Origin of the sequence: Frigoribacterium sp. CG_9.8 (genome assembly GCF_015751965.1) — a bacterium.
Classification (GTDB): Bacteria; Actinomycetota; Actinomycetes; order Actinomycetales; family Microbacteriaceae; genus Lacisediminihabitans.
On the sequence record NZ_JADOVH010000001.1, the window covers coordinates 638,911 to 664,919 of the forward strand.

At 64.9% G+C, this 26,009-nt stretch carries 28 protein-coding genes; 23 read left to right on the forward strand and 5 right to left on the reverse strand.

Annotated elements, in window-relative coordinates; all coding sequences use genetic code 11:
- Positions 1–46: 46 nt before the first annotated feature.
- On the reverse strand, positions 47–1,039 hold the full coding sequence (locus IWX88_RS03205) for an aldo/keto reductase (RefSeq protein ID WP_196827085.1): 993 nt from the start codon (positions 1,037–1,039) through the stop codon (positions 47–49).
- Between the two features lie 41 nt (positions 1,040–1,080).
- Positions 1,081–1,962 (reverse strand): LLM class flavin-dependent oxidoreductase, encoded by an 882-nt coding sequence (locus tag IWX88_RS03210; protein WP_196827087.1) that lies wholly within the window; start codon positions 1,960–1,962, stop codon positions 1,081–1,083.
- 48 nt (positions 1,963–2,010) lie between these two features.
- On the opposite strand from IWX88_RS03210, the gene ffh reads away from it, so the two are divergent.
- From ffh to IWX88_RS03255, 9 genes are all read left to right on the forward strand, one after another.
- Positions 2,011–3,609, forward strand: a complete 1,599-nt coding sequence (gene ffh / locus IWX88_RS03215) for a signal recognition particle protein (protein WP_196827089.1) — start codon at positions 2,011–2,013, stop codon at positions 3,607–3,609.
- 259 nt (positions 3,610–3,868) lie between these two features.
- On the forward strand, positions 3,869–4,672 hold the full coding sequence (locus tag IWX88_RS03220; RefSeq protein WP_196827092.1) for an LLM class F420-dependent oxidoreductase: 804 nt from the start codon (positions 3,869–3,871) through the stop codon (positions 4,670–4,672).
- A gap of 91 nt (positions 4,673–4,763) precedes the next feature.
- Positions 4,764–6,122: an amidase gene (locus tag IWX88_RS03225; RefSeq protein ID WP_196827094.1), complete on the forward strand. Its 1,359-nt coding sequence runs from the start codon at positions 4,764–4,766 to the stop codon at positions 6,120–6,122.
- 99 nt (positions 6,123–6,221) lie between these two features.
- Positions 6,222–7,190, forward strand: a complete 969-nt coding sequence (locus tag IWX88_RS03230; RefSeq protein WP_196827096.1) for a DMT family transporter — start codon at positions 6,222–6,224, stop codon at positions 7,188–7,190.
- A 128-nt stretch (positions 7,191–7,318) separates the two neighbouring features.
- Complete coding sequence (gene rpsP / locus IWX88_RS03235; RefSeq protein ID WP_196827099.1) at positions 7,319–7,816, forward strand: 30S ribosomal protein S16; 498 nt, start codon at positions 7,319–7,321, stop codon at positions 7,814–7,816.
- Between the two features lie 3 nt (positions 7,817–7,819).
- On the forward strand, positions 7,820–8,056 hold the full coding sequence (locus IWX88_RS03240; RefSeq protein ID WP_196827101.1) for an RNA-binding protein: 237 nt from the start codon (positions 7,820–7,822) through the stop codon (positions 8,054–8,056).
- On the forward strand, positions 8,013–8,759 hold the full coding sequence (rimM, locus tag IWX88_RS03245; RefSeq protein WP_196827103.1) for a ribosome maturation factor RimM: 747 nt from the start codon (positions 8,013–8,015) through the stop codon (positions 8,757–8,759). The genes IWX88_RS03240 and rimM overlap by 44 nt, the downstream gene beginning before the upstream one ends.
- 11 nt (positions 8,760–8,770) lie before the next feature.
- The gene (gene trmD / locus IWX88_RS03250; RefSeq protein ID WP_196827105.1) at positions 8,771–9,508 is read left to right on the forward strand and encodes a tRNA (guanosine(37)-N1)-methyltransferase TrmD; all 738 of its coding nucleotides are present in this window, start codon (positions 8,771–8,773) and stop codon (positions 9,506–9,508) included.
- 26 nt (positions 9,509–9,534) lie between these two features.
- Positions 9,535–10,137 carry a GNAT family N-acetyltransferase gene (locus IWX88_RS03255; RefSeq protein ID WP_370568146.1) on the forward strand — a complete coding sequence of 201 codons (603 nt, stop codon included), beginning with the start codon at positions 9,535–9,537 and terminating at the stop codon, positions 10,135–10,137.
- A 96-nt stretch (positions 10,138–10,233) separates the two neighbouring features.
- Here IWX88_RS03255 and map read toward each other — a convergent pair whose 3' ends face one another.
- The gene (gene map / locus IWX88_RS03260; protein ID WP_196827109.1) at positions 10,234–10,998 is read right to left on the reverse strand and encodes a type I methionyl aminopeptidase; all 765 of its coding nucleotides are present in this window, start codon (positions 10,996–10,998) and stop codon (positions 10,234–10,236) included.
- A 165-nt stretch (positions 10,999–11,163) separates the two neighbouring features.
- Between map and IWX88_RS03265 the strand changes: the two genes are divergently transcribed.
- From IWX88_RS03265 to IWX88_RS03315, 11 genes are all read left to right on the forward strand, one after another.
- Entirely contained in the window at positions 11,164–11,757 is a 594-nt protein-coding gene (locus IWX88_RS03265) for a hypothetical protein (RefSeq protein ID WP_196827111.1), read from the forward strand.
- 125 nt (positions 11,758–11,882) lie between these two features.
- Positions 11,883–12,233, forward strand: a complete 351-nt coding sequence (rplS, locus tag IWX88_RS03270) for a 50S ribosomal protein L19 (RefSeq protein ID WP_147783871.1) — start codon at positions 11,883–11,885, stop codon at positions 12,231–12,233.
- Between the two features lie 70 nt (positions 12,234–12,303).
- Entirely contained in the window at positions 12,304–13,062 is a 759-nt protein-coding gene (gene lepB / locus IWX88_RS03275) for a signal peptidase I (protein WP_196827113.1), read from the forward strand.
- Positions 13,063–13,722, forward strand: coding sequence for a ribonuclease HII (locus tag IWX88_RS03280; RefSeq protein ID WP_196827115.1), 660 nt, complete (start codon positions 13,063–13,065; stop codon positions 13,720–13,722).
- Between the two features lie 17 nt (positions 13,723–13,739).
- The gene (locus IWX88_RS03285) at positions 13,740–14,063 is read left to right on the forward strand and encodes a DUF2469 family protein (RefSeq protein WP_196827117.1); all 324 of its coding nucleotides are present in this window, start codon (positions 13,740–13,742) and stop codon (positions 14,061–14,063) included.
- 83 nt (positions 14,064–14,146) lie between these two features.
- Positions 14,147–16,171 (forward strand): prolyl oligopeptidase family protein, encoded by a 2,025-nt coding sequence (locus IWX88_RS03290; protein WP_196827119.1) that lies wholly within the window; start codon positions 14,147–14,149, stop codon positions 16,169–16,171.
- A gap of 180 nt (positions 16,172–16,351) precedes the next feature.
- Entirely contained in the window at positions 16,352–16,708 is a 357-nt protein-coding gene (locus IWX88_RS03295) for a YraN family protein (protein ID WP_196827121.1), read from the forward strand.
- A complete protein-coding gene (locus IWX88_RS03300; RefSeq protein ID WP_196827124.1) occupies positions 16,708–18,237 on the forward strand; it encodes a YifB family Mg chelatase-like AAA ATPase in 1,530 nt (509 codons plus the stop codon). The genes IWX88_RS03295 and IWX88_RS03300 overlap by 1 nt, the downstream gene beginning before the upstream one ends.
- Positions 18,238–18,263: 26 nt before the next feature.
- Entirely contained in the window at positions 18,264–19,550 is a 1,287-nt protein-coding gene (gene dprA / locus IWX88_RS03305) for a DNA-processing protein DprA (RefSeq protein ID WP_196827126.1), read from the forward strand.
- Positions 19,551–19,600: 50 nt separating this feature from the next.
- Positions 19,601–20,584 carry a metallophosphoesterase gene (locus tag IWX88_RS03310; protein ID WP_196827128.1) on the forward strand — a complete coding sequence of 328 codons (984 nt, stop codon included), beginning with the start codon at positions 19,601–19,603 and terminating at the stop codon, positions 20,582–20,584.
- 79 nt (positions 20,585–20,663) lie between these two features.
- A complete protein-coding gene (locus IWX88_RS03315; RefSeq protein WP_370568147.1) occupies positions 20,664–21,638 on the forward strand; it encodes a tyrosine recombinase XerC in 975 nt (324 codons plus the stop codon).
- A 12-nt stretch (positions 21,639–21,650) separates the two neighbouring features.
- Here IWX88_RS03315 and IWX88_RS03320 read toward each other — a convergent pair whose 3' ends face one another.
- Both IWX88_RS03320 and IWX88_RS03325 read right to left on the reverse strand, forming a co-directional pair.
- Complete coding sequence (locus IWX88_RS03320; RefSeq protein ID WP_196827132.1) at positions 21,651–22,007, reverse strand: hypothetical protein; 357 nt, start codon at positions 22,005–22,007, stop codon at positions 21,651–21,653.
- Positions 22,008–22,037: 30 nt separating this feature from the next.
- The gene (locus IWX88_RS03325) at positions 22,038–22,601 is read right to left on the reverse strand and encodes a M23 family metallopeptidase (protein WP_196827134.1); all 564 of its coding nucleotides are present in this window, start codon (positions 22,599–22,601) and stop codon (positions 22,038–22,040) included.
- A 356-nt stretch (positions 22,602–22,957) separates the two neighbouring features.
- On the opposite strand from IWX88_RS03325, the gene rpsB reads away from it, so the two are divergent.
- The 3 genes from rpsB (at position 22,958) to pyrH (ending at position 25,944) form a co-directional block, all read left to right on the forward strand.
- Positions 22,958–24,046, forward strand: coding sequence for a 30S ribosomal protein S2 (gene rpsB, locus IWX88_RS03330; protein WP_196827136.1), 1,089 nt, complete (start codon positions 22,958–22,960; stop codon positions 24,044–24,046).
- Between the two features lie 11 nt (positions 24,047–24,057).
- Positions 24,058–24,885: a translation elongation factor Ts gene (tsf, locus tag IWX88_RS03335; RefSeq protein ID WP_196827138.1), complete on the forward strand. Its 828-nt coding sequence runs from the start codon at positions 24,058–24,060 to the stop codon at positions 24,883–24,885.
- A gap of 345 nt (positions 24,886–25,230) precedes the next feature.
- Positions 25,231–25,944 carry a UMP kinase gene (pyrH, locus tag IWX88_RS03340; RefSeq protein WP_196827140.1) on the forward strand — a complete coding sequence of 238 codons (714 nt, stop codon included), beginning with the start codon at positions 25,231–25,233 and terminating at the stop codon, positions 25,942–25,944.
- Positions 25,945–26,009: the final 65 nt, after the last annotated feature.

A 26,009-nucleotide genomic window follows, 5' to 3' on the forward strand; every position in this document is an offset into this window, starting at 1 on the left:
TAGCGCCGCAGCCCGGCAGAACAATAGAGTCCGGCAGGGTGTGCCGTCAGGTGAACAGCGCCTCCACCTGCTCTGCGAGAGCATCGTCGAAGTCCATCGACGCAGCATCCGTCACAGCGTCCCAGTGCTCGGTACGTCGCGGCGACACGATTGTGGCGGTGACCTGTGGATGCCGGCGCAGCCAGCCCAGCGCCAGGGCCGCGATGTCCACCTCACGTTCCCGCGCGAGTGGCAGGAGCCCGGCTACCCGGGCCAGATTCGGCAGCGTGAACGACGCGGCGTACATCGCGGGGGCGAGTGCGAGCCGGCTGCCGGGCGCAGGATCGGGCAGCTCTTCGGGATCGTCAGTGAGATACCGCGCGGAGAGGATGCCCCCGGCCAGCGCCGAGTGCGCCACGAACCCGACACCCTCCTCGACGAGCAGCGGCAGCAGGTCTCGCTCCACCGAGCGGGCGACGAGGCTCAGCTCGGACTGCACCCAGCCCGGTCGGGGGAGCCCTGCGCGGTCGGCAGCGAGCAGCCACGCTTCGACCTCGCGAACCGAGCCGGTCGAGCATCCCCAGGCCCGGATCTGTTCGGTATCGATGGCGGCAGCGAACGCGGTGATCGTCTCCTCGAGCGGTGTGCGCTCGTCGAATCCGTGGGCGAGGTACAGGTCGAGCGAGCCGAGGCGTGACCGGCTGAGGGCGAGCTGCCGTTCGATGTGATCGGCGGCGAGCGAGATGGTCTCCTGGCCACGCTCCACCACATTGCCGACCTTCGTCGAGACGAGCACATCGGATCGTTCGCGCTCTTCCCGCCAGCGCCCGATCACTCGTTCGCTTTCGCCGCCCGCGAATGAATTGGCGGTATCGAGCACCCGGATGCCGACCTCGTGGGCCTCATCGAGTCGCTCGAGTGCCTCATCCGTCTTCATCCCGAGCCCAATGCGCGAGGGCGCCGAACCGATTCCGCCGATGGCCGCACCGCCGAAGAAGAACTCGCTGACCTCGATGCCGGTCGAGCCGAGCGGAACCGAGCGAAGTGCGGAGACAGGCATCCCTGCAGCCTAGATGGCGGACATGGCGAGTCGGCGCCTCCTCAGCGCAGCTCGGGTAACAGCGCCGCCACCTCCTCGAGCACGGACTCGTCGCCGGCATAGATGCCGCCCTCCCGTGGCCAGTGGGCGATGACATCCGTGAATCCGAGAGCTGCCGCTCGCGCAACAACGTCTTCGAAGGCGCCGACGCTGGAAAGCGAGTACAAGCCACCCGAGTCGATGGACAAATAGCGATCGATGGATGCCGCTTCCCGTCCCGCGCGCTCGGCCGCGTCATCCAGCCGCCCGGCGAGTGCGGCGACCGACTGCCACCACTGATCCCCGGCGAGTCCGTCTCCTCCCGTGCTCACCCAGCCCTGGCCGAATCGTGCTGCCAGATCGAGCCCCTTCGGGCCGTTCGCCGCGACCACGAATGGCATTCGCGGCAGTTGTGCCGGCATCCCGACCATGCGCGCCTCGTGGGCCGTGAACCATTCGCCGGAATGCGAGATCGGGCCGTCATGCTCGAATCGCAATAGCCCATCGAGCTGCTCAACAAACTCGGTGAACCGGGCATGCCGCTCGCGGGCAGTGAGCTCGGGTTGGCCGAGCACAGACGCGTCAAAGCCGGTGCCGCCCGACCCGACCCCCAGAATGAAACGACCACCGGCGATGTCATCGAGAGTCGCGACATCCTTTGCGAAGGTCACCGGATGCCGAAAGTTCGGCGACGACACGAAGGTGCCGAGACGGATGCGCGAGGTCACGGTCGCCGCGGCGGTCAGGGTGGGGATGGTGGCGCCCCATGGCTCATCGGCGAGGGTGCGCCAGGAGAGGTGGTCGTAGGTCCAGGCGTGGTCGAAGCCAAGCTCCTCCGCCCTGGCCCAGGTTCGACGTGCCGTTGCCCAGGGCTGCTGGGGCAGGATCGTGATTCCAAAGCGCATGTGCGCCAGCATAGGTCGGGCCTGTGACCGGGTTAAACTGATCGCACAATGGCCACATTCTCGAATCTCACTGACCGCCTCGCGGACACCTTCAAAAACCTGCGCGGCAAGGGCAAGCTCAGTGCAGCGGATGTCGACGGCACCGTTCGCGAGATCCGTCGTGCCCTGCTTGACGCCGACGTCGCGCTCGAGGTCGTCAAAGACTTCACCAGCCGCGTTCGCGATCGCGCCCTCGGTGATGAGGTCTCGAAGGCACTCAACCCCGCCCAGCAGGTGGTGCAGATCGTCAACGACGAGCTCGTGACTATCCTCGGCGGCGAGGCACGCCGCATCCAGTTCGCCAAGACGGCACCGACCGTGATCATGCTCGCCGGCCTGCAGGGTGCGGGCAAGACGACGCTCGCCGGCAAACTCGCCAAGTGGCTCGCGGGCCAGAACCACACCCCGTTGCTCGTTGCGGCTGACCTTCAGCGACCGAACGCGGTCACCCAGCTGAAGGTTGTCGCCGAGCAGGCCGGCGTTGTGGTCTACGCGCCGGAACCCGGCAATGTGGGAGCCGAGGATGCTACGCCGAAGTCGTTCTTCTCCGGCGCCGCGAACCCGGTGAAGGTCGCAAAAGACGGCGTGAAGTTCGCCAGGGACAAACAATATGACGTCGTCATCGTCGACACAGCTGGTCGCCTCGGCGTCGACGCGGACCTCATGAAGCAGGCCTCTGATATCCGCCGGGCGATCGATCCCGACGAGGTCTTCTTCGTGATCGACGCGATGATCGGACAGGATGCCGTCGCCACCGCGAAGGCCTTCCAGGAGGGGGTCGACTTCACGGCCGTCGTGCTCACCAAACTGGATGGCGACGCGCGCGGCGGGGCCGCGCTCTCTGTGGCATCCGTCACCGGGCGCCCGATCATCTTCGCCTCGACCGGCGAGTCGCTCGACGACTTCGAGCCCTTCTATCCCGACCGCATGGCCAGCCGGATTCTTGATCTCGGAGACATCCTCACCCTGATCGAGACGGCGCAGAAGACCTTCGACGAGGAGGAGTCGCGCAAGGTCGCCGAGAAGTTCATGACCGACAGCTTCACGCTGGAGGACTTCCTCAGCCAGATGCAGCAGCTCAAGAACATGGGCTCGATCAAGAACATGCTCGGCATGCTTCCCGGCGCGAAGGGCATGCGCCAGCAGCTCGACAACTTCGACGAGTCGGAGATCACGCGCACGGAGGCGATCATCCAGTCGATGACGATCGGCGAACGCCGCCAGCCCAAGGTGCTCAATGGATCGCGTCGCGTGCGCATTGCCCGCGGATCCGGAACGACCGTCACCGAGGTCAACGCCCTCGTCAACCGGTTCGAACAGGCCGCCAAGATGATGAAGACCGTTGCCAAGGGCGGAATGCCGCAGGTTCCCGGCATGGGACCGATTCCCGGAGCCAAATTCGGTGGGCCGAAGAAGCTGCAGGCGAAGAAGGGATCGAAGTCGGGAAACCCGGCCAAGCGGGCCGCGGAGAACGCGGCTCTCGCGTCGGGTGCCAAGCCATCCACGGGGGCTACCGGATCAGGGTTCGGACTCGGCGGAAGTGCCGGCAAGCCTGGCCCATCCGAGGAGGAGCTTGCGAGTCTTCAGAAAATGCTCGGCCGCGGCTGACCGAGTGCGGCTGACCGAGTGCGGCTGACCGCGTGCGGCTGACCGCGTGCGGCTGGCCGACTGATGGCTGGCCGACGAACGGCGGAGGAATCCCCACACCGGGCCAGTACGGTCTTCCGGGGTCGGCGTGCCAGCCCGGAAAGACCGGATACGCCCGGAAAGGCGTGCACAACGGAAAGTGCCTGACAACGCCATCACAGGCACAACCGGCACACTCGGCAGCCGAGGAGACCCCCTCACATCGACATAGGCTTGGCCAATGACTGACGACATGATCCGTTCTGTCCGACTCGGTGTGCAGATCGCGCCACAGCACGCACCGTACGAAAAGATTCGGGATACGGCAGCCGAGTTGGAGGCACTCGGCGCTGACATCCTCTTCAACTGGGATCATTTTTATCCGCTTTCCGGCGAACCGGATGGCCTGCATTTCGAGTCGTGGACCATGCTCGCCGCGCTTGCCGAACAGACCTCTCGTGTGGAGCTCGGTGCGCTGGTCAACTGCAACAGCTACCGCAATGCGAACCTGCAGGCCGACATGGCCCGCACCATCGATCACATCAGCGCACACGGCACCGGGACCGGTCGTTTTATCTTTGGAACCGGTTCCGGATGGTTCGAGCGCGACTACGACGAGTACGGGTATGAATTCGGCACGATCGGACAGCGCCTGGATACCCTCGCTACCAACCTCCCGATTATTCAGGAGCGCTGGGGCGTACTCAATCCACCGCCCACCCGTCACATACCGGTGCTCATCGGCGGTGGTGGGGAAAAGAAAACGCTCCGAATCGTGGCCGAACATGCGGATATCTGGCACTCGTTTAGCGACCCTGAGACGCTGCAGCGCAAGCTCGGAATCCTCGCCGAACACGGGGAGGCGGTCGGCCGTGATGTCTCCCAAATCGAGATCTCGACCGAACTGCGCGGGCGCACGCCCCACGAGGCTGACGAACTTCACGCCCTCGGTACGACTCTGTTCACGCTCGGCCTCAGCGGCCCGCACTACGACCTCGCCCCAGTGCACGACTGGCTGGCCTGGCGCGACTCGAAGAACGCTTGACGTCGACGTCGCTCTAGCAGGGCTCTGGCAGGCGTGTGGCAGAGGTGCAGCAGGCGTGTCGCAGGGGTGCGGCATACCATAGGCTGAGCCAATGACCCTCCTCACCGCTGTGGAGTCAGCTGCCGCAGTGCGCGCCGGCACGATCACCGCCGTCGATGCAACCCGTGCTGCGCTCGCCCGAATCGAGGGCGGATCCCGCCTCGGCGCATTTCAGCTGGTTCGCGCAGAGAAGGCACTCGCCGAGGCGGCGGAAGTCGATGCCCGTGCCGACCGTTCGACGCTTCTGCTCGCGGGCGTTCCGATCGCCATCAAGGACAACATCCCGGTGGCGGGCGAGCCGATGCGTGACGGATCGGCAGCAACCAGTTCCGCCCCACAGGGCGCGGACCATGAGATTGTCTTGCGCCTGCGGGCGGCCGGCGCGATCGTCGTCGGCATCACCCGGGTGCCGGAACTCTGCGTGTTCGGCACCACGGATTCCGTTTATGGCACCACGCGGAACCCCTGGAACGAGGCGCGCACCCCCGGCGGCTCGTCCGGTGGTTCTGCTGCCGCCGTTGCCTCCGGTCAGGTGCCCGTCGCCCACGGCAACGACGGGATGGGGTCGGTACGTATTCCCGCCGCTAATTGCGGCCTGTTCGGAATCAAGCCGGGGAGCGGACTCGTGCCGCAGGACATCGGCGTCGATGCCTGGCTCGGTATGAGCGAGAACGGACCGCTTGCGACGACGGTTGCGGATGCCGCCCTGCTGCTCTCAGTGATGGCGGGACGCCCGGAGCTGGCCACTCCTGCCGAGCCGTCCCAGCCGCTGCGCATCGCAATCGCGGCGGGGGAGCCCTCCCCGCTCGTGTCCCTCGACGCCGAGTGGCGGCGCGGACTCACGGAGACGGCTGACGCACTCCGGGCCGCAGGACACAACGTCAGCGAGGTGACCTTTCCCTACGATCCCAACCCGGCCCCGTTGCTTGCCCGCTGGTTCGCGGGCACGGCGACCGATGCCGAGACGCTTGACACCGCGACGCTGGAGCGGCGAGTGCGGGTGCACGCGCGGCTTGGACGGCTCGCCCGCCGGGCGGGGCTGGTGACGGATGCCCCGGTCGATCGGCTCCGCGCCCGGGTGCATGCCTTCTTCGCCGACTACGACCTGCTGCTCACGCCCACCCTCGCGCAGCCGGGTCCGCTGGCTGAGAACTGGCACGAACGCGGCTGGTGGGCAAATATCGTGTCGAACATCCGCTACGCACCCTATCCGTCGACCTGGAATCTGCTCGGCTGGCCGGCAGCGAGCATCCCGGCCGGGTGGCATGCGACGGCGCAGGTGCCTCTTGCGGTGCAGATCGTCGCGGAGCCGCGGCCCGACGGCGCCGGCGAAGCGCTCATCTTGTCTCTCGCTACCCATCTCGAGCGGCTGCGCCCGTGGCCACGGGTGGCCCCCGGATTCGCTGATTAGCGAGGCCGGACCGCCATCCCTCGGCCCACCGTGCGCGGATCGCGGGCAGGGCATGGTCCGCGGTCTCGGAGCGCCGCCCGCTATGGATAGCCTGAGCATATGACGCGAACCCCCATTGTCGGAGAGCAGTCGCGGGGTGCTGACCCGGTTGTGCCGCGACTCAGTACGTCGGTGCTGATAGCGATTGTCGTCACCTTGCTTGCCTGGTCGAGCGCGTTCATCGTGATTCGTGGAGTCGCGCCACACTTTGCCGGGGGTTCCCTCGCGCTTGCCCGCTTGCTTGTGGGCACGGTCGTACTGTCGCTGCTTCTGATCGGGCGTCGCTGGGTACGCCCGACTGGGCGGGAGTGGCTGCTGATCGTGGTGTTCGGGCTCTCCTGGTTCGCCGCGTACAACGTGGGTCTTAACATCGCCGAGCAGTCTCTGGACGCGGGAACGACGGCGATGATTGTGGGAATCGGACCAGTGCTCATCGCCCTGGGAGCCGGCGTATTTCTCGGTGATGGAATCCCCAGATGGCTGGCCATTGGGGCAAGCGTCGCCTTCCTCGGCGTGGTGCTGATCGGCATTTCGAGCGGTATTACCCGAATCGGCGATGGCGCAGGTGTCACCTGGGCGATCATCGCCGCGATCACCTATGCGATCGGGGTGATCGCCCAAAAGCCGGTCTTGCGCAGATTGCCGAACCGCCAGGTCACCTTTCTGGGCTGTGCGGTCGGAGCTATCGCCTGCCTGCCATTCGCGGGCACTCTCATCCACGATCTCGCACAGGCGCCCGTGGCCAGCATCCTCGGGGCTGTCTACCTCGGTGTCGTGCCGACGGCAATCGCCTTCAGCACCTGGGCATTCGCCCTCTCGCGGATGTCTGCAGGTCCCCTTGCAGTGACGACCTACATCGTGCCGACGCTTGTCGTTATCGAGGCATACCTCTTCTTCCGGGAGGTGCCGGCCCCCGTCGCGGTGGTCGGCGGAGTCGTCTGCCTCGTGGGCGTCGCACTGTCGCGCAAGCGCTCCCAGGCACGCCGCACAGCGGTTGGTTCCTCAAACCCAAGAAACCTGCAAGAATGATTAGTCGAGACTCATGCTGTTCGACCCTCTATTCCAACGGCATCGTCTCCCATTAGAGCTTTTCTGCCGAGTGTGCACCCCACGCTCACGGCAAGCAGTTCGACCTCAAAAATCATCTCTGGAGAATTGTGGCTGTAAAAATCCGTTTGAAGCGCATGGGCAAGATCCGCGCTCCTTACTACCGAATCGTTGTCGCCGACTCACACACCAAGCGTGATGGTCGTGTCATCGAAGAGATCGGCAAGTATCATCCCACCGAGGAGCCCTCGTTCATCGAGGTCGACTCGGCCCGCGCGCAGTACTGGCTCGGAGTCGGTGCGCAGCCGACCGAGCAGGTCGCCGCCATCCTCAAGCTCACCGGTGACTGGGGGATCTTCAAGGGTGACAAAAACGCGGTCAGCACCGTGAAGACCAAGGAATCCAAGGTCGATTTCGTGGCCGACGAGAAGAAGAAGCCGGTACTCAAGCCGAAGGCCGTCGCGCCCGCACCCAAGGTCGAAGCAGCTGTGGTCGAGGCACCGGCCGAAGCATCCGCCGACGCAGTCGTTGACGCACCTGTTGACGCAGCCGCAGCCGATGTGGCAACCGAGGCTGACGCCGAGGCCGCCACCGCCGACAAGGCCTAGTCAATGCTCGCAGCCGCCCTCGAACATCTCGTCAAGGGGATCGTCGATCACCCCGACGAGGTTCAGGTCGTCGTCAAGAACTCACCGCGCGGCGAAGTCCTCGAGGTGCGAGTGCACCCCGAGGATCTCGGCCGGGTTATCGGTCGCGCTGGTCGCACCGCGAAGGCGCTTCGCACCCTCGTTTCGGCCATCGCCGATGGTCGTAAGGTGCGCGTCGACGTGGTGGACACCGATTTCTAATAACCCGGAACCCAGCGCACAGCCCGCACCGGCCCCATCCGGGTCCGACCAGTTGCGGGTTGGTCGACTCACCAAGGCTCACGGCCTCAAGGGAGCGATCAAGGTCGAGCTCTACACGGATGCCCCGGAACGTCGTTTCGTTCCGGGCGCCGTGTTCACACTGCAGGTGCCGACCTCGTCACCCTGGCACGGGAAGACCCTCGAGCTCGTTGAGCTCCGGTGGTACAACCTCCAGCCGGTCGCATTTTTTGCTGGCGTCGCGGATCGGTCTGCTGCGGAGGGCCTGATCAAGGCGATCCTCTGGGTCGATCACGATCTCGCTGCCGCTTCGGACGAGGAAGATGCCTGGTACGACCACCAACTGGTCGGCCTCAAGGTCGTGCGTGACGGCATCCGCATCGGCGTAGTTAGCCAAGTGGATCACCTGCCGGCCCAGGATCTTATTCATGTGAAGACGGACGCTGGCGAAGTGCTTGTGCCGTTCGTGAAGGCCATCGTGCCGACCGTCGACATCCAATCGGGCACGCTGACGGTCACGCCGCCAGCTGGGCTGTTCGAAGAGCTGCCTGAAGATGACGACGAAGAGACGGCGCCGAACGCGGCGTCCCCCGGCGTTGACCCCATAGTAAAGGCTGACGTTGAGCCCGGCGTCGAGATCGGTACTGAGACCACCGTCGAGCCCGGCGCGAAGTCGATCGACTGAGGAGCTCAGCGATGCGCATCGACATCGTCACGATCTTCCCGGAGTTCTTCTCCGTGCTCGACGTCTCCCTGCTCGGCAGGGCGCGCCAGACCGGGCTGATCGAGCTCGGCGTCCACGATCTGCGGGACTTCACTTCTGACCGGCACCGTACCGTTGACGACACTCCCTACGGTGGCGGTGCCGGAATGGTGATGAAGCCGGAGCCCTGGGGTGAGGCGCTCGACGGCATCCTCGACCTCAGCGGGACACTGGGAGCGGATGCCCCGGTCGTGATTTTCCCCTCACCCGCCGGGGAACTCTTCACCCAGAAGCTCGCACAGGAGTTGGCTGCCGAGCCCCAACTGGTCTTCGGCTGTGGACGATACGAGGGCATCGACCAGCGGGTCGTCGACTACGCCTCGACTCGCGCCCGGGTGCGTCTCGTGAGTCTCGGCGACTATGTGCTCAATGGTGGGGAGGTCGCAACCATGGCCATGATCGAAGCGATCGGGCGGCTCATCCCAGGTGTCGTCGGCAATCCGCAAAGTCTCGTCGAGGAGTCGCACTCCGACGGCCTGCTCGAATACCCCAGTTACACGAAGCCGGGTGAGTGGCGCGGGTTCGAAGTGCCTCCCGTGCTGTTGAGTGGCAATCACGCGGCGATCGCGAAATGGCGACACGACCAGCAGCTCGAGCGCACCAGGGCCGTGCGGCCCGACCTGCTGCCGCCGGATCTAGCAGTGGCCGAGGATGCGGCTCCGCGCGCGTGACTGACGGGCCTGTGACCGACGGGCCTGTGACTGACGAGCCTGTGAGCGAAGGCCTCGAAGTCATCGCATGGCCGGTCCGCACCGAGCGCCTCGAGATCCGCCCGGCGACAGCGGCAGACGGTCCGGCAACCTGGCACTATCGCCGACAAGAGTCCGTCGCCCTCTGGATCACCAGTGCTCAACCCGACTGCGAGCAGTATCTCGCCGACTTTACCGAGCCCGCGCGACTGGCTGCGACGCTGGTGATCGAGTGCGACGGACGCGTGATCGGCGATCTGATGCTGGCCATCGAGGATGCCTGGGCCCAGGCTGAAGTGAGGGATCGGGCGCGTGCGGTGCAGGCCGAGCTCGGCTGGAGTCTCGATCCGGTGCAGACCGGCAAGGGATACGCCACCGAGGCAGTCGCTGAGTTGATCCGGATCTGCTTCGAAGAACTCCACCTGCGCCGGGTGACTGCCCAGTGCTTCGCCGACAACGAGTCCTCCTGGCGCCTGATGGAGCGCGTGGGCATGCGTCGCGAGTCCCACGACGTGCGCGGGTCGCTGCACCGTTCCGGCGAATGGCTCGACGGGTTCACGTACGCCCTACTCGCCGACGAGTGGCGCAGCGCACGGCTGGGCACACCGTAGCGCGGTCGCCCGCCGCATCGCTCAGGGGCGCAGAGTGCACGATTCGTGTCGGCGCGCCCCAGAGCGGCGTGACGCGGTAGCGAATCTCTGCGGCGGTCAGCGGGCGGTCAACACCACCGGCCCGGCATCCGTGATCGCGATCGTATGCTCGCTGTGGGCGGCCCGTGAGCCGTCGAGGCTGCGCAGGGTCCAGCCATCTGGATCGGTGAAGATGCGGTCCGTGCCCTCCATGAGCCATGGCTCGATCGCGAAGACCAGTCCGGCGCGCAGTGGCAGACCCCGGCCCGGGCGACCATCGTTCGGGATGTGCGGGTCCCCGTGCATCGTGCGCCCGACGCCGTGCCCGCCGAAGTCCACATTGACCGAGTAGCCCGCCGCGCGGCTCAGGTCTCCAATTGCGGCCGAGATATCGCCGATGCGTGCCCCGACCTGTGCGGCCGCGATTCCCGCCGCAAGGGCGCGTTCCGTCGTGTCGATGAGAGCGACATCCGCCGGTCTCGGGGTGCCGACGATCACGGTAACGGCAGAATCGGCGACCCAGCCATCGACGGACACCGCGAAATCGAGGCTGAGCACGTCGCCGTCCATCAGCGCGTAGTCGTAGGGGAGGCCGTGCAGCGCAGCATCGTTCACCGACGTGCAGAGAGACTTGCCGAAGGGCATCGCTCCGAACGACGGGTGGTAGTCCACGTAACAGCTGGTGGCGCCAGCACTGCGGATGAGCTGCGCGGCGAGCGCGTCGAGCGCAAGCAGGTTGACGCCCACCTTCGAGGCAGCAACCAGCTGCGTGAGGGTCGCAGCAACAAACCGGCCTGCGGCGCGCATCTCGTCGATCTCTGCGGGCGTCTTGAGTTCGATCATCCGATTCTCCCCTGCTCTTATCCGGCGATGACCGGGCTTTCTCTGGCGACGATACGGCCACGGCCTGGCGACGGCCCGGGGACGGCCCAGCGACAATTGGGCTGCAACCGGGCTGCGACGTCGCGCGGGCGATCGGTCTTCGCACTCGAGCGTAAGCTTCTGCCCATGTGGTATCGCCGGGTTTTATTCAACACCCAGTTCGCCGCCACCATCGTTTTGCCGGTATGGCTGCTGTTCGGACGGGTCTTCTTCGGAGTAATCCTCGGCTGGCATTACGCGATCGGTCTCTTCCTCGCTCCGCTGCTCTTCATCTTCCTCGCTGTCGTGACGACCCTCACGCGGGCCCGCTCGAGCATCCGCCGGGATAGGGCCGTCTCGAGGGCGGATGCCGCGCTCCTGACTGCCTGGTACCTCTCGGTGCTGTGCTACGGCTTCTTCGTCGTGGACTCCGTCTACAGCACGGATCCAGGCACATCGATCGCTACGCGCGCATTCGGGCAGGGGTTTCGGGATGCCTCATTCACCATCGCGGACATCGCGGGCGGAGTCGTCATCATCATCGCGTTCGCCACGATCTGGGTGGTGCTGATCGAGTATCTTCTCGAGACGCGCCAGCAGGCGGTTTTCCGACTCACAGGATTGGACTACGAGGAGTTGCGTCGCGGTCCTGCAGTAGGCGGTCCAGAAGCACAAGGTCGTGACGCAAGTGGCGGGCCCGCAGTCCGGCCGGGTGGCTTAGTTCCGGGCGATGTGGAATAGTAGTGACTTGTGCCTAACGCACGACTCTGCCACAGGGGAGTCGGTATCGATCTGGGCACCACTTCCTTCTGATTTATTACCCTAATTCGCGGTCGACCTGTGGCGGTTGCAGAGAGCGAACCACAATGCATATCCTCGACGCCGTAGACGCGGCATCCCTCCGATCGGACATTCCGGACTTTCGCGCTGGCGACAACGTGAAGGTTCACGTGAACATCGTGGAAGGTACCCGATCTCGTATCCAGGTCTTCCAGGGTGTCGTAATCGGCCGCTCCGGCGAAGGTGTGCGCGAGACGTTCTGTGTTCGCAAGGTCAGCTTTCAGGTGGGTGTCGAGCGCACCTTCCCGGTTCATTCTCCGGTGATCGACCATATCGAGGTCGTCACCCGCGGTGACGTGCGCCGCGCCAAGCTGTACTACCTGCGCAACCTCCGTGGCAAGAAAGCGAAGATCAAAGAGAAGCGCGACGCCCACTAGGGACGCCGCTCCGACGAAGTTTTTCCCCGAGCTCCCCACCACCTAAAATGATGGGGAGCTCAGGGGTTTAATGACAGACATCGGTCCAGCCACATCCACCGAGGATGCGGCCGAGAATCGGCACAGCAGATCGCGCGGAGTGAAACTCTTCCTCCGGGACATCGTGCTGATCGTTGTCGCAGCCGTCATCATCTCGGTGGGCATCAAGGCGTTCCTGATCCGATCGTTCTATATTCCCTCCGGCTCGATGGAGAACACTCTCCAGATCGATGACCGCATCATCGTGAACGAACTGGTGCCGCGGATGTTTCCGGTGCAGCACGGCGACGTAGTGGTCTTCACGGATCCGGGCGGGTGGCTGCCTCCGCAGACCACGGTGCAGCGGAACGGCTTCGTCGCAGGGGTGGACTGGGTGCTCTCCGTGGTGGGATTGAGCGCGCCAGACAGCAACGACCACCTCGTAAAGCGCGTAATCGGGCTACCGGGTGACACAGTCACCTGCTGCAACGCTTTTGGGCAGATGACCGTGAACGGCATCCCCCTTGTCGAGACCTACCTCAAGCTCCCAAACGGTGTGACGAAGGTCGCCGCGAAGGACTTCTCGGTCACTGTGCCGAAAAACTCGCTCTGGGTAATGGGCGACAACCGCTACAACTCGGAGGATTCCCGCGCGCACGCCGCGACTCCGAGCAAGGGTTTCGTGCCGATGGATCAAGTGGTCGGCCGTGCCTTCCTGATCAGCTGGCCCACGAGCCACTGGACCTGGCTCGACGACTATCCGGATGTCTTCGGAGGCGTCACCGCGGCAAACCCTGGCACCGTCAAGTAAGTGGGTGTCGCAGCCCCCACCCTCCAATACGAAGCGCAGCTTCATGAGGCGGGTGCACGATTTGTGATCGGGTGCGATGAGGTTGGTCGTGGTGCCATTGCCGGCCCGGTGGCCGTGGGACTCTGCGTTGTGGATGTCACGGTCGGCTCGATGCCGGTTGGCCTGCGGGACTCCAAGCTGCTGAGCGAGAAACGCCGCGAGCAGCTCGCGCCGCTCGCGGCATCCTGGGCACTGTTCAGTTCGGTGGGACTCGCCACGGCCGGCGAGGTCGATGAGTTCGGCATCATCGTGGCACTCGGACTCGCGGGGAGGCGGGCACTCGTTTCGCTTCACGAGGCGGGAGCGTTGATTCGCGAATCGGTGATCCTGCTCGACGGGAGTCACGACTGGCTCACCCCCGCACTGCAGAGTCCGTTGCGGTTGACGACCCGCGTGAAGGCAGACCGGGACTGTGCCTCCGTGGCGGCGGCATCCGTCGTCGCGAAAGTTCACCGGGACCGGCTCATGATCGACGCCAATTCAAAGAGCCCCGGCTACGGCTGGGCGTCGAATAAGGGGTACGGCAGCGCCGGCCATTTTGCAGCGATCGCTGAGTTAGGAGCCACCGATTTCCACCGTCGCACTTGGCTTCATGCGGGCGAATCCGCCCTGCATGACTGAACTAGAATTGCGTCAGCATGGACGACGATGAGTTCGAAGATTATGACCGTGAGGTCGAGCTGGCGCTATACCGCGAGTACCGGGATGTCGTGTCCCAGTTTCGCTACGTCGTCGAGACCGAGCGTCGCTTCTACCTCGCCAACGAGGTCGAACTCGTGCGGCAGGACACGGAACACGATTTCTACTTCGAGCTCACCATGAACGACGTCTGGGTCTGGGATGTCTACCGCTCGGACCGTTTCGTGAAATCCGTGCGCGTGCTCACGTTCAAGGACGTGAATGTGGAGGAGCTCTCGGCAAAGGAGCTCGAGCTGCCCAAGGAACTCGCCCTCGACGAGTAGCGCCCCTTCGCGCGCGTTCCATCGCTGGTGAAGTAGCCGCCACGGGCGCGGATCGCGACCCGGTGCCCGCTTAGGCTTAATGCATGACTGACGAGAACCTCTGGCTCGAAGACATCCACGGGGAGGCGCCCCTCGCATGGGCCGCGGCGCAGTCGGCGGCAACCCTGGATCGATTTGCCTCTTCCGATTTTGATCAGCGTGCACGCCAACTGCTCGAGGTATTCGACTCTGAGGATCGCATCCCGGTCGTCAAACGCCGCGGCGCGCACTACTACAACTTCTGGCGCGACCGCGAGCATCCACGTGGCCTGTGGCGGCGTACCACCCTTGACAGCTACCGCTCGGCGGATACCGACTGGGAGCTGCTTCTCGATGTCGACGAGCTCGGCCACGACGAGGGCACGCAATGGGTGTTTTCCGGAGCATCACTGCTTCCCCACGACTACACCCGGGCTCTCGTGGCACTTTCCCCGGATGGCGGGGATGCCGTGACGGTGCGTGAATTTGATCTGCCGAGCCGCACCTTTCTGGCCGACGGTTTCATCGTGCCCACCGCAAAGAGCGACTACTCCTGGATCGACCGCGACACCATCTATCTCGGCACCGACTTCGGGCCCGGCAGCATGACCGCGTCGAGCTACCCGCGCACCGTTCGTCGTCTGCGCCGCGGCCAGCCCCTCTCCGAGGCTTCGCTGGTGCATGAGGTCTCGGCGAGCGACCTCAGCGTCTCGGGCATCCACCACCACACTGTCGGATTCGAGCGCGATCTCATCGTGGAACACCTCGATTTCTATCGCAGCCGCACCTTCCTCATCGTTGACGGGCAGCCCGTGCAGCTGCAGGTTCCGGATGACGCGGACATCTCTGTGCGTCAGGAATGGCTGCTCGTGCATCCGCGATCCGACTGGGCAGTCGGCGGAGTGGTGTACCCCACCGGAGCCCTGCTCGCGATCAGCCTCGATGCTTTTCTTGGCGGCGAGCGCGGGTTCCACGAGCTGTTCCGGCCCGATGCGCACACTGCGCTTGAGGACTGGAATTTCACTGCTACCCGCCTGATTCTCACGCTGCTGGTCGATGTGGCATCCACTCTGGTCGTGCTCGATCCCGCCACGGGATGGACGCGGTCTGCGCTCACCGGGGTGCCGGAACTGAGCACGGTGCAGGTGATCGATACCGATCCGGATTTATCCGATGAGTTCTGGCTGCATTCGACCGGATTCACGACGCCGTCGACGGTGCTGCGTGGCGTTCTCGGCGCAGTCGACCCGGAGGTGATCCGGCGCTCCCCGGCGTTCTTTGACGCTTCCCGGTTCGATGTGCAGCAGCACTGGGCCATTTCGAATGACGGAACTCGCGTGCCGTATTTCAAGGTCGCGGCACGCGGGCTGATGCTCGACGGCTCGCACCCGACCCTGCTGTCGGGTTACGGAGGCTTCCAGGTATCCCGGCTGCCCGAATACAGCGGCATTGTCGGCCGGGCGTGGCTCGAGCGTGGCGGGGTTTTCGTGCTCGCGAACATCCGCGGCGGGGGCGAATTCGGCCCCGGCTGGCACACTGCAGCGCTCAAACGGAATCGACCCCGCGCCTACGAGGACTTCGCTGCGATCGCCCGTGATCTCGTGACGCGCGGTGTCACGAGCCCAGCACGGCTCGGGTGCGAGGGCCGAAGCAACGGCGGGTTGCTCGTTGGCAACATGCTGACACGCTATCCCGAGCTGTTCGGCGCTGTCGTCTGCGGTGTGCCGCTGCTCGATATGAAGCGATACACGCACCTCTCTGCCGGTGCCTCCTGGATCGCCGAGTACGGGGACCCGGATGTCGCGGAGGAGTGGGAGTACATTCGCACTTTTTCGCCGTACCAGCTGGTACGCGAAGAGGGGGCCTACCCTCCGGTGCTGTTATACGCCGCGACGAGCGATGATCGGGTGGGGCCGGTGCAGGCGCGCAAGATGGCGGCGCGGATGCAGGCGATGGGTATCGATGACGTGCTGTACTACGAGAACTCGGACGGCGGCCACGGCGGTGCGGTCGATAATTCGCACACGGCACGCCTCCAGGCGCTTGTCTACGAATTCCTCTGGCGGAACCTGGCAGCTCACGTCGAATAGGTGCCGCTGGTGTTGCCTGTTGGTCGAGTGTCGCCTGCCGCACGAGTGGGGCGATCGTGCGCTCGCATTGAGACCCGCCTCCTCCTGCACATCCCGCTTCGAATGGTGCTGATCCACAAATAGTCTCCCGGCAACTCGCGTCCTATCCCGCCCGCGGCATCCTCGACTCAGGAGGTAGCCATGGCTGCGAAAGATGTGTTGGGCCGACGAGGAGAAGACCTCGCCGCTGCCTTTCTTACCGGAGCTGGCTACCTGGTGGTCGATCGCAACTGGCGCTGCAGCCAGGGTGAGATCGATATTGTCGCAGTGGATGGGGTCGAGACGGTTTTCGTCGAGGTCAAAACCCGGTCGAGCGTGGCGTTCGGGCATCCGTTCGACGCGATCACGGCACAGAAACTGGCCCGACTCAGACGACTGGCCGCCGCATGGTGCGCCGCGAACCCCGGCGATCACCGCCGCATCCGCGTCGATGCAATTTCTGTTATCGCCCCCGGGGATGGCCCACCGCAGATCGATCATCTGGCACGGGTGTTTTGATGGCGATCGCACACACCAGAGCCGTTGCGCTGTTCGGGCTCACCGGCACACTGGTCGATGTCGAAGCCGACATCTCGAGCAACCTGCCTTCCTTTGTTCTGATCGGGTTGCCGGATGCTGCCCTTAACGAGGCTCGGGATCGCGTGCGTGCCGCTGCGACAAACTCCGGATGTCCGTTGCCGAACCGTAAGCTCACCGTCAACCTTTCCCCGGCCGCGCTGCCCAAACACGGGTCTGGATTCGACCTTGCTATCGCGATGGCGGTGCTCGCGGCGGCAGGCGTCATCTCCCTCGACTCGGTGGCCGGGGTTGTGCACCTCGGCGAGCTGGGCCTTGACGGACGGCTGCGACCGATCGCTGGCATCCTCCCTGCTGTGCTCGCCGCCTCGCGGGCGGGTGCCTCAACCGTGATGGTTCCCTTCGGTAACGCGGGGGAGGCGGGGCTCGTGCCGGGAATCCGGGTCGTGCCGGTGAGTTCGTTGCGGGATGCTGCGATCTGGCACGGCGGCGAACTTGAGCCGATCGTGGTTGACGCGATCGAGTCGGCTCGCGTTGACGAGCCAGCGGACGACGTTCTCGATCTCTCCGACATCGTGGGCAATGAGGATGCCATCGAGGCGCTCACTGTCGCCGCGGCGGGTGGACACCACCTCTTTTTACTCGGACCTCCCGGCGCAGGCAAGACGATGCTTGCCGCGCGGCTCCCGGGACTGCTACCCGATCTCGGAGCCGAAGATGCGCTGGAGGTGAGCTCGATCCGTTCACTGGCTGGTCTGCCTGTCGGGGCGAGTCTCGCGGTGCGTCCGCCCCTCGAGTCACCCCATCACACCGCGACAGCGGCGTCCCTCGTCGGTGGTGGCAGTGGCGTGATTCGCCCCGGCGCGGTGGCCCGCGCATCCCACGGGGTCCTGTTCCTCGATGAAGCTCCAGAATTCAAACCGGCCGCCCTCGACGCTTTGCGCCAGCCGCTCGAGGCCGGGGTGGTCAGTATTCATCGGGCTAATGCCGTGGCACACTTCCCCGCGCACTTTCAGCTTGTCATGGCTGCCAATCCCTGCCCCTGCGGGCAGTATGGCGCCACAGACTCGGACTGCGTGTGTACGCCCCATGTGCGCCGGAGGTATCTTGCGCGATTATCGGGACCGCTGATGGACCGCATCGATATTCAACTGAGGGTCAACCGGGTGACGGCGGTGCGTCTCAGACTCGGTGACGAAAGCCCATCCATCACCTCAGTGGCAGCCCGCCAGCGAGTGACGGATGCCCGCGCGGCCGCCGCTGTACGCCTCGAACACACGCCGTGGCGCCTCAACTCGCAGGTGCCGGGACCGTGGCTGCGCAGCAGGGAGCGCCGACTCAGCCCGGCGACGACGACCTCGATCGATCGTGCTCTCGAACGGGGCGGTCTTACGATGCGCGGCTATGACAGGGTGCTGCGCCTCGGGTGGTCGATCGCTGACCTGGCAGGAGCGGTGATCCCCACGCCCGACCACATCGGGCGTGCGCTTTACCTGCGCAGAGCCCTCTGATCCTCACGCAAGATAAAGGAACCATCATGAGCATGTTCGGATTGGACAGCACGGAAATCACCGGGCTGATCAAAGACCTTGCGCCCGGCCCTGACCCTGACCCCGGAAGCGTAGCGGAGCTGTTCGCGCGGGCCAGTTGGACCGGCATCGCCGAACCGGGCGACCGTGCGGCAGGTGAACTCGTCGCGAGTCTCGGGCCGGACGGTGCACTGACCGCACTGGTCGAGGCTTGGCCGGTCGCGCGAATCATGGATGCCGCATCCGTCGCCGGATCGGACCTCACCGCAGCAGACCTCGCCTCCGCCCTCGCCCGGTGGGCCCCGCGGCTCAAGTCGGGTGTCGCTCTCGTCGCACTGCGGCAGGCAGTGCGCTTCCGTGTTCGCCTCCTCGTGCCTGGCGATCCGGCGTGGCCCATCGGCGTCGATGACCTCGGGCCCCACGCCCCGATCGCGCTCTGGCTGCGCGGAAACAAGGCGGCACTCGCTGCCGCACGGTATTCAATCGCTCTCGTCGGGGCCCGAGCCGCGACCGGCTACGGAGAGCACGTGACGATGGAGGCATCCGCGGGGCTGGTCGATCGTGGGTTCGCGATCATCTCGGGTGCCGCCTACGGGATTGACGGGATGGCTCACCGCGCAGCTCTAGCGAGCTCCGGACAGACGGTGGCAATCCTTGCCGGCGGGGTCGATCGGTTCTATCCGAGCGGCCATGATGCGTTGCTAGCGCGCATCGTTGAATCCGGCGCTGTGGTCTCTGAGCTTCCCTGCGGCTCCCCACCGACTAAATGGCGCTTCCTTCAACGCAACAGGCTTATCGCCGCGGCAAGTCAAGCCACCATCGTGCTCGAAGCAGGATGGCGTTCTGGCTCACTGAACACGGCCGGTCACGCGGCATCGCTGGGCAGGCCGATTGGGGCGATGCCTGGACCGGTTACCTCGGCGGCATCCGCGGGCTGCCACCGCCTCATCCGGGAGTTCGCGGCCACCCTGGTGACCACAGCGTCTGAGATGGCCGAACTCGTGCTTGGTACTGACATGCAGGAAGGCGAAGCACAGGGAAGTGAAGAGCAGGGAGGTGAAGCGCAGCAAAGTGAAGTGCGCACCAGTTCCGATGCGCCAGGGGGCCAGTCGCACCCGACTTCTGCGCGGGTGCGCCTCACGGACGCTCTCAGCCTGAGAGCCCCACGCACAGTCGATGATCTGGCGGCGCGATCGGGGATGTCGATTGCGGACGTGCAGGCGGAGCTCGGCGCCCTCGAGATCGATGGCGGTGCAATGGAGCGGGAGCGCGGGTGGGTATCTCGCCGATCATAGCGATCTTCCCACTCCTGCGTCGATCGAGGCCGCCGCTCTAGGCTGGAGCTGTGACCCAGTTTGGACAGTACCCGGCGCCGACTCACGTGATCGCCCACCTCAGCGATACCCACTTCCTCGGTGCCGACGAGCACGCCACTGGGCGTGAAGACGAGTGTTCCGACGGAGCATTGCTCTACGGCGTGATCGACACCCATCGCAACCTCCGTCGTGCGCTGCAGCAACTGGAGCGTTCCGGCGCGAACCCGGCAGCTCTTGTGTTCACGGGTGATCTCACCGACCTCGGCGAGCAGGATGCCTATGTCAGCCTGCGGCAGATTGTCGAACCGGTCGCCGCCCGCATGGGATCTGCGGTGATCTGGGTGATGGGCAACCACGATGAGCGACAGCGGTTCGCGATCGATCTCTACGACGATGACCCTGCGACCGGACTTGCGATGCGCCCGCAGGACCGCGTGCACGATATCGACGGGCTCCGCATCATCGCTCTCGACAGCACCGTGCCTGGCTATCATCACGGGGATATCACCCCGCAGCAGCTCGAGTGGCTTGGCCGGCAACTCGCTACCCCGGCTCGACACGGCACCCTGCTCGCCCTGCACCATCCGCCCATCCCGACCGCGATAGACCTGATGGCGTTGCTCGAGCTGCGCGGCCAGTCGCAGTTAGCGGAGGTGATTCGGGGTACGGATGTGCGCGGCATCCTCGCCGGCCACCTGCACTACGCCACGCACAGTACTTTTGCGGGCATCCCCGTGTCCGTCGCGGCCGCCACCTGTTACACGATGGATCTCAGCGCACCTCTGCACTCGCTGTCGGGCGTTGATGGCGGGCAGTCGTTCGATCTGGTACACATCTACGACGACCAGGTGGTGCACTCGGTAATCCCGATCGGGGATCACGCGGCGGTGAGCGGCTTCAGCGCGGGTTTCGTGCAGAGAATGGCCGCGCTCAGCCCCGAGGATCGGCTCGACATCTTCTCGAACAAAACCTCGACGGTGACGGTCGCGGATGTTGAGGCCGGGCGAGCCTGAAAGTCGTGGGCCGACGCCGGATTCACACCCGCGAGCGAGGCATCCAGCCATTGACGTCGTCGTGCGGCACCATGGAATCGTGCACTGGGAACATGTGGTCGACGACTTCGCGGTCTATCTCTCCGCCGAACGCGGCTTCAGCGCTCACACCGTGCGTTCTTACCGCTCAGATCTCGCTCAGCTGAGCTCCTTCGCACACTCACGGGGGATCGACGAGGCCGAGAACATCTCCCTCGAGCTGCTGCGTGATTGGCTCTGGCAGGCTTCTCAAGCCGGGCTGGCCCGATCCACTCTCGCGCGCCGATCCGCTGCCGTGCGCAGCCTCACGTCGTGGCTTGCGAAGACGGACCGCGTGCACCAAGATGCAGCATCCCGGCTGAAGTCGCCGCGCGTCGACCACCATCTTCCGCGCGTGCTCACCAGGCCTCAGATAACTACGCTGATCGAAGGTCTTGTCGCGCGCGCGCACGCGGATGCCCCAGAGGCCGTGCGCGACCTCGCCGTGATCGAGCTCCTCTACGCGTCAGCGCTGCGGGTGAGCGAGGCAACCGGGCTCGACGTCGCCAGCGTCGACCTGGAACGCCTCACGGTGAGAGTCACGGGTAAGGGCTCCAAAGAGCGCGTCGTCCCGTTCGGAGTTCCCGCCAAGCGGGCGATCGAGCGCTACCTCACTGTCGCGCGCCCGATCCTGCTCGAGCGCCACCTCACCGTCGCGCGCCCGCTTCTGCTCGCAGACCCACTTCTCCGCGCAGACCCGCTTCTCCGCGCCGACCGACCAGATGCCCTGTTCCTCTCAGGCCGCGGCGCACGGCTCGGTACTCGGGCGGTCTACACCCTCGTCTCGACCCTGCTCGCCACCGTCCCCGGTAGCGGACCCTCCGGACCCCATGCCCTTCGCCACACCGCCGCGACACATCTGCTCGACGGTGGTGCAGATCTTCGCGCGGTGCAGGAACTGCTCGGCCACGCCAGCCTCGGCACGACTCAGATCTACACGCACGTGTCGGCGGAGAGACTCAAGGAGAGCTACCGCACCGCGCATCCGCGAGCCTGACAAAAGCACCAATCAGCTATCCACTACCCCGATGAAGAACCCGCCGATCTCATCGAATTCCTGCCGGGCGAGTCCCGCTGCTGGCTCGGGTAGATCCCAGATGTTGTGATCCGAACAGCTGAGAAAGGTGAACTCTGGCCACCATTTCTTCGGCCGCGCCGATTCGGTGTGGCCGCAGATGTCACAGGTTAACTGCACCCAGACCGGTCGCCCTCCCGAGCGATTCGCGCGGGACTGCGCGAGCCAGGCCGGAGGATCTTGTGCGAGTGCCGCGATGTCTTCCTCCGAGATCCAGCCCGGGATGCCATGTCGCTGGGCCATCTCGAGTGGGATGTCGAGGCGCTGGGCGGCATCGCGTCGGCTGATCATTGTTCCAACGATAGTCACCGCGAGGGTGCGTTACGGAGGCAGAGGCAAGCGCTGCGGTCGTTTCGGTAACAGGACCGACCACGGGATTCCCCCGAGGTAGTTGAGCGGGGACACGTACTGCCCGTAGAGACGAACACCGAAATGCACGCAGGCCGCGGTGCAATGGCCGGGGATCAGATGACCGACGGTGTCACCCCGCCGCACAGTGGTTCCAACCAACAGGACTGACTCGACCGGCTCATAGCTCGAGACCAACCCATCCGCATGCCGGATCGACAGCACCGGCCGGTCGACCACGATGCCAGCGAAATAGACGATTCCATCCGCGGGGGCGGTGACAGGAATTCCTTCGCTCGCGGAGATATCGATTCCCCGGTGTCCAGCGGCGTACGCGGTGGCCGGCGCGATGAACCCTCTAACGATCGGATGGGGGACTGGCACTGGCCAGTCCCAGCTGGCGGTTGCCCTCGCCGCGGCTTGCGCGCTCGCCGGCACCATCGATGGAACGAGGGAGACGGATGCCGACAGCAGCGCACACAGGATCACCAGGCGACTAAGCCGGGTCGGCCGGGCGGCCGCGAACGAGGACAACATCTGCTCAGCCTCCCGTAGCGGCGCACGGGTGAGCCGCGGCATCCGCGATTCGGGGAAGTTAATTGCGATCGGGCTGGCAGGGGAGGAGAGGAGCGGCTCAGGAGCGCCCGGTGTTACACTTCTCGAAGCACCCCGCCTCGGTGGGGTGACTACGCGTGCTCACTGCATCTTCTGATGCGGCACTCCTCCACCAGTCTCCACCCGTTTCACCGGGTCGGGCGGATGCGTGTCGGGCACCAGGATTGGCCGCCGTCCGGCGTTCATAAGAAACTGAAATAGCGTCATGACGTGCTCGAAAGAGATGCTCTCGGAAGAGGCTGCTCGACAGAGACGCGGCGCAGATAAGGAGACGGCTCATGGCCGTTGTAACCATCCGCCAGCTGCTTGACAGCGGCGTGCACTTCGGACACCAGACTCGCCGCTGGAACCCGAAGATGAAGCGCTTCATCCTGACCGAGCGTTCGGGTAGCCACATCATCGACCTGCAGCAGTCGCTGCAGTACATCGACAAGACCTATGACTACGTCAAGGAGACCGTCGCCCACGGTGGCACCATCCTCTTCGTTGGTACGAAAAAGCAGGCCCAGGGTTCGATCCAGGAGCAGGCGCAGCGCGTCGGCCAGCCCTTCGTCAACCAGCGGTGGCTCGGTGGCCTCCTCACCAACTTCCAGACGGTTTCCAAGCGTCTGGCCCGCATGAAGGAACTCGAAGAGATCGACTTCGACGACACCACGCGCGGGTACACCAAGAAAGAGCTGCTCATCCAGCGTCGCGAGCTTGTCAAGCTGCAGCGCTCGCTCGGTGGTATCCGCAACCTCACCAAGACTCCGTCCGCGATCTGGATCGTCGACACCAAGAAGGAGCACCTCGCGATCGATGAGGCGCACAAGCTCGGCATCCCGGTCATCGCGATCCTCGACACCAACTGCGACCCCGACGAGGTGCAGTACCCGATCCCCGGTAACGATGACGCGATCCGTTCTGTCGGACTGTTGACCCGCATCATTGCGGATGCCGCAGCCGAGGGCCTCATCCAGCGTCACCAGAAGGCTGAAGAGGGCACGGGCAACGTCTCCGCCGTCGAACCACTCGCCGAGTGGGAAGCCGAGCTCCTCGGAGCGTCGCAAGCCCCGTCCACCGAGGCCGAAAAGATTGAAACCGTCGATGGTCTCGTCAGCTCCACCGAGTCGAACAGCGCGGCCGTAGCCGAGGTCATCGCCGCCGAGGTGCCGGTCGAAGAAAATAATGCGGATGCTGCCGTTGCCGAGCACGAGGCTGCTGCGGATGCGAGCATTGCGCCAGCGCATCATGTCGAGTCGGATGCTGTTGCCGAGGCGAAGATCGAGGCCGAAGCGACTGACGCGGAAAAGGCGCACCCCGCCGACAAAGCGAAGCCAGCCGCATCGAAGCCCGCTGCAGCAAAGCCTGCTGCCGCAAAGAAGTAAGGGAAGCCAACATGGCAGATTTCAGCCTAGAAGACCTGAAGACCCTGCGCGAGCGCCTCGGCACCGGCATGGTCGAAACCAAGAACGCCCTAGTTGAGGCGGGCGGTGACCTCGATAAGGCCACCGAGCTGCTGCGACTGAAAGGTGCGAAGGGCAACGCCAAGCGCGCTGACCGCTCCACCAGCGAGGGTCTCGTCGCAGCGAAGGAGAACGGCTCGACCACGACTCTCATCGAGCTGTCCTGTGAGACGGACTTCGTCGCCAAGGGTGCGAAGTTCGTGTCTCTTGGCGAGACCGTGCTTGACGCGATCGTCGCTGCCGGAGCATCCACGCCCGAAGAGGGCCTTGAGGCCCCGCTTGGCTCGGCAACGGTCGCCGACCTGATCAGTAACGAAGCGGCAGTCCTCGGCGAGAAGATCGTTCTGCGCCGTGTTGCCGTCATCTCGGGCGAAAAGTTCGCCGTGTATCTTCACAAGACCAACAAGGACCTGCCACCGCAGGTCGGCGTAGTTGTCGGATACTCGGGTGACGACGCAGAGACCGCGCGCAGCATCGCGCAGCACATCTCGTTTGCTGACCCGCTGTACTTGAGCCGCGACGAGGTGCCGGTCGATCAGGTCGAATCCGAGCGTCGGATCGTCGAGGAGATCAGTCGTGGCGAGGGTAAGCCCGAGGCAGCCCTTCCGAAGATCATCGAGGGTCGCGTCAACGGCTTCTTCAAGCAGGTTGTGCTCCCCGAGCAGGACTATGCGCGCGATAACAAGCAGTCCGTCGCCACAGTGCTGAAGGATGCGGGCCTCACCGTGAATGGGTTTGCTCGATTCAAGGTCGGCGCCTAGCCCCCAGGGTACATATCGTCACTTAGCGTCACAGCACGCGACACCACCCGTCGCTCGAAGAAGCCCGGACCGCACCACGCGATCCGGGCTTCTTCGCGTATTGGAGCCTGTGCTGCCGCTATACCTCGGTTGATTCGCCGCAGCCGGGTGCAATCCACAATCGACTCGGTAGACGTTGGGACTTTGCCGGTCTTGAGGTCGCAACGTCTACCAAGTCGATTTCCCACGACCCCACACCGCCACCGTGGGCTCGCGGGCTCCGCAATGGCGCACAGCCGAGCATCCGGAATGGCGCGCAGCCGAGCATCCGGTAGCCTTAACCGGGCCACGAGTGAAGGAGCAAACATGACGGACGCGCGCAAGAGACGGGTTCTGCTAAAACTCTCCGGTGAGTCCTTCGGCGGCGGCTCGCTCGGCGTCAATCCCGACGTGGTGAGCTCACTTGCGAAGGAGATCGCGGCAGCGGCGACGGATGTCGAAGTCGCCATCGTCGTCGGTGGAGGCAACTTCTTCCGTGGCGCCGAACTCAGCCAGCGTGGTATGGATCGCGGCCGGGCGGATTACATGGGCATGCTCGGCACCGTCATGAACGCCCTTGCGCTGCAGGACTTCCTTGAGCAGGCTGGCGCGGCCACCCGCGTGCAATCCGCCATCTCGATGACGCAGGTCGCCGAGCCATACATTCCGCGGCGCGCGGAGCGTCACCTCGAGAAGGGCCGCATCGTTATCTTCGGCGCCGGAGCCGGGCTACCCTACTTCTCCACCGATACCGTCGCAGCTCAGCGCGCCCTCGAAATCAGCGCGGATGTCGTGCTGCTGGCCAAGAACGGCGTGGACGGCGTGTATGACTCTGACCCCCGCACCAACAGCGGCGCAAAGAAGCTGCAGCATGTCACCTACCAGGAGGCTCTCGTGAAGGGCCTCAAGGTCGTGGACTCGACGGCATTCAGCCTGTGCATGGACAACAGAATGCCAATGGTCGTGTTCGGCATGGAACCGCACGGCAATGTGACGGCGGCCATCCGCGGCGACCGTCTCGGCACGCTCGTATCCAACTAGCTGGTCTTCGAACAAGCCGCGCCCAACTAAACTCGATTCAGTCCCATCCCCCTCGAAGGAGGCCT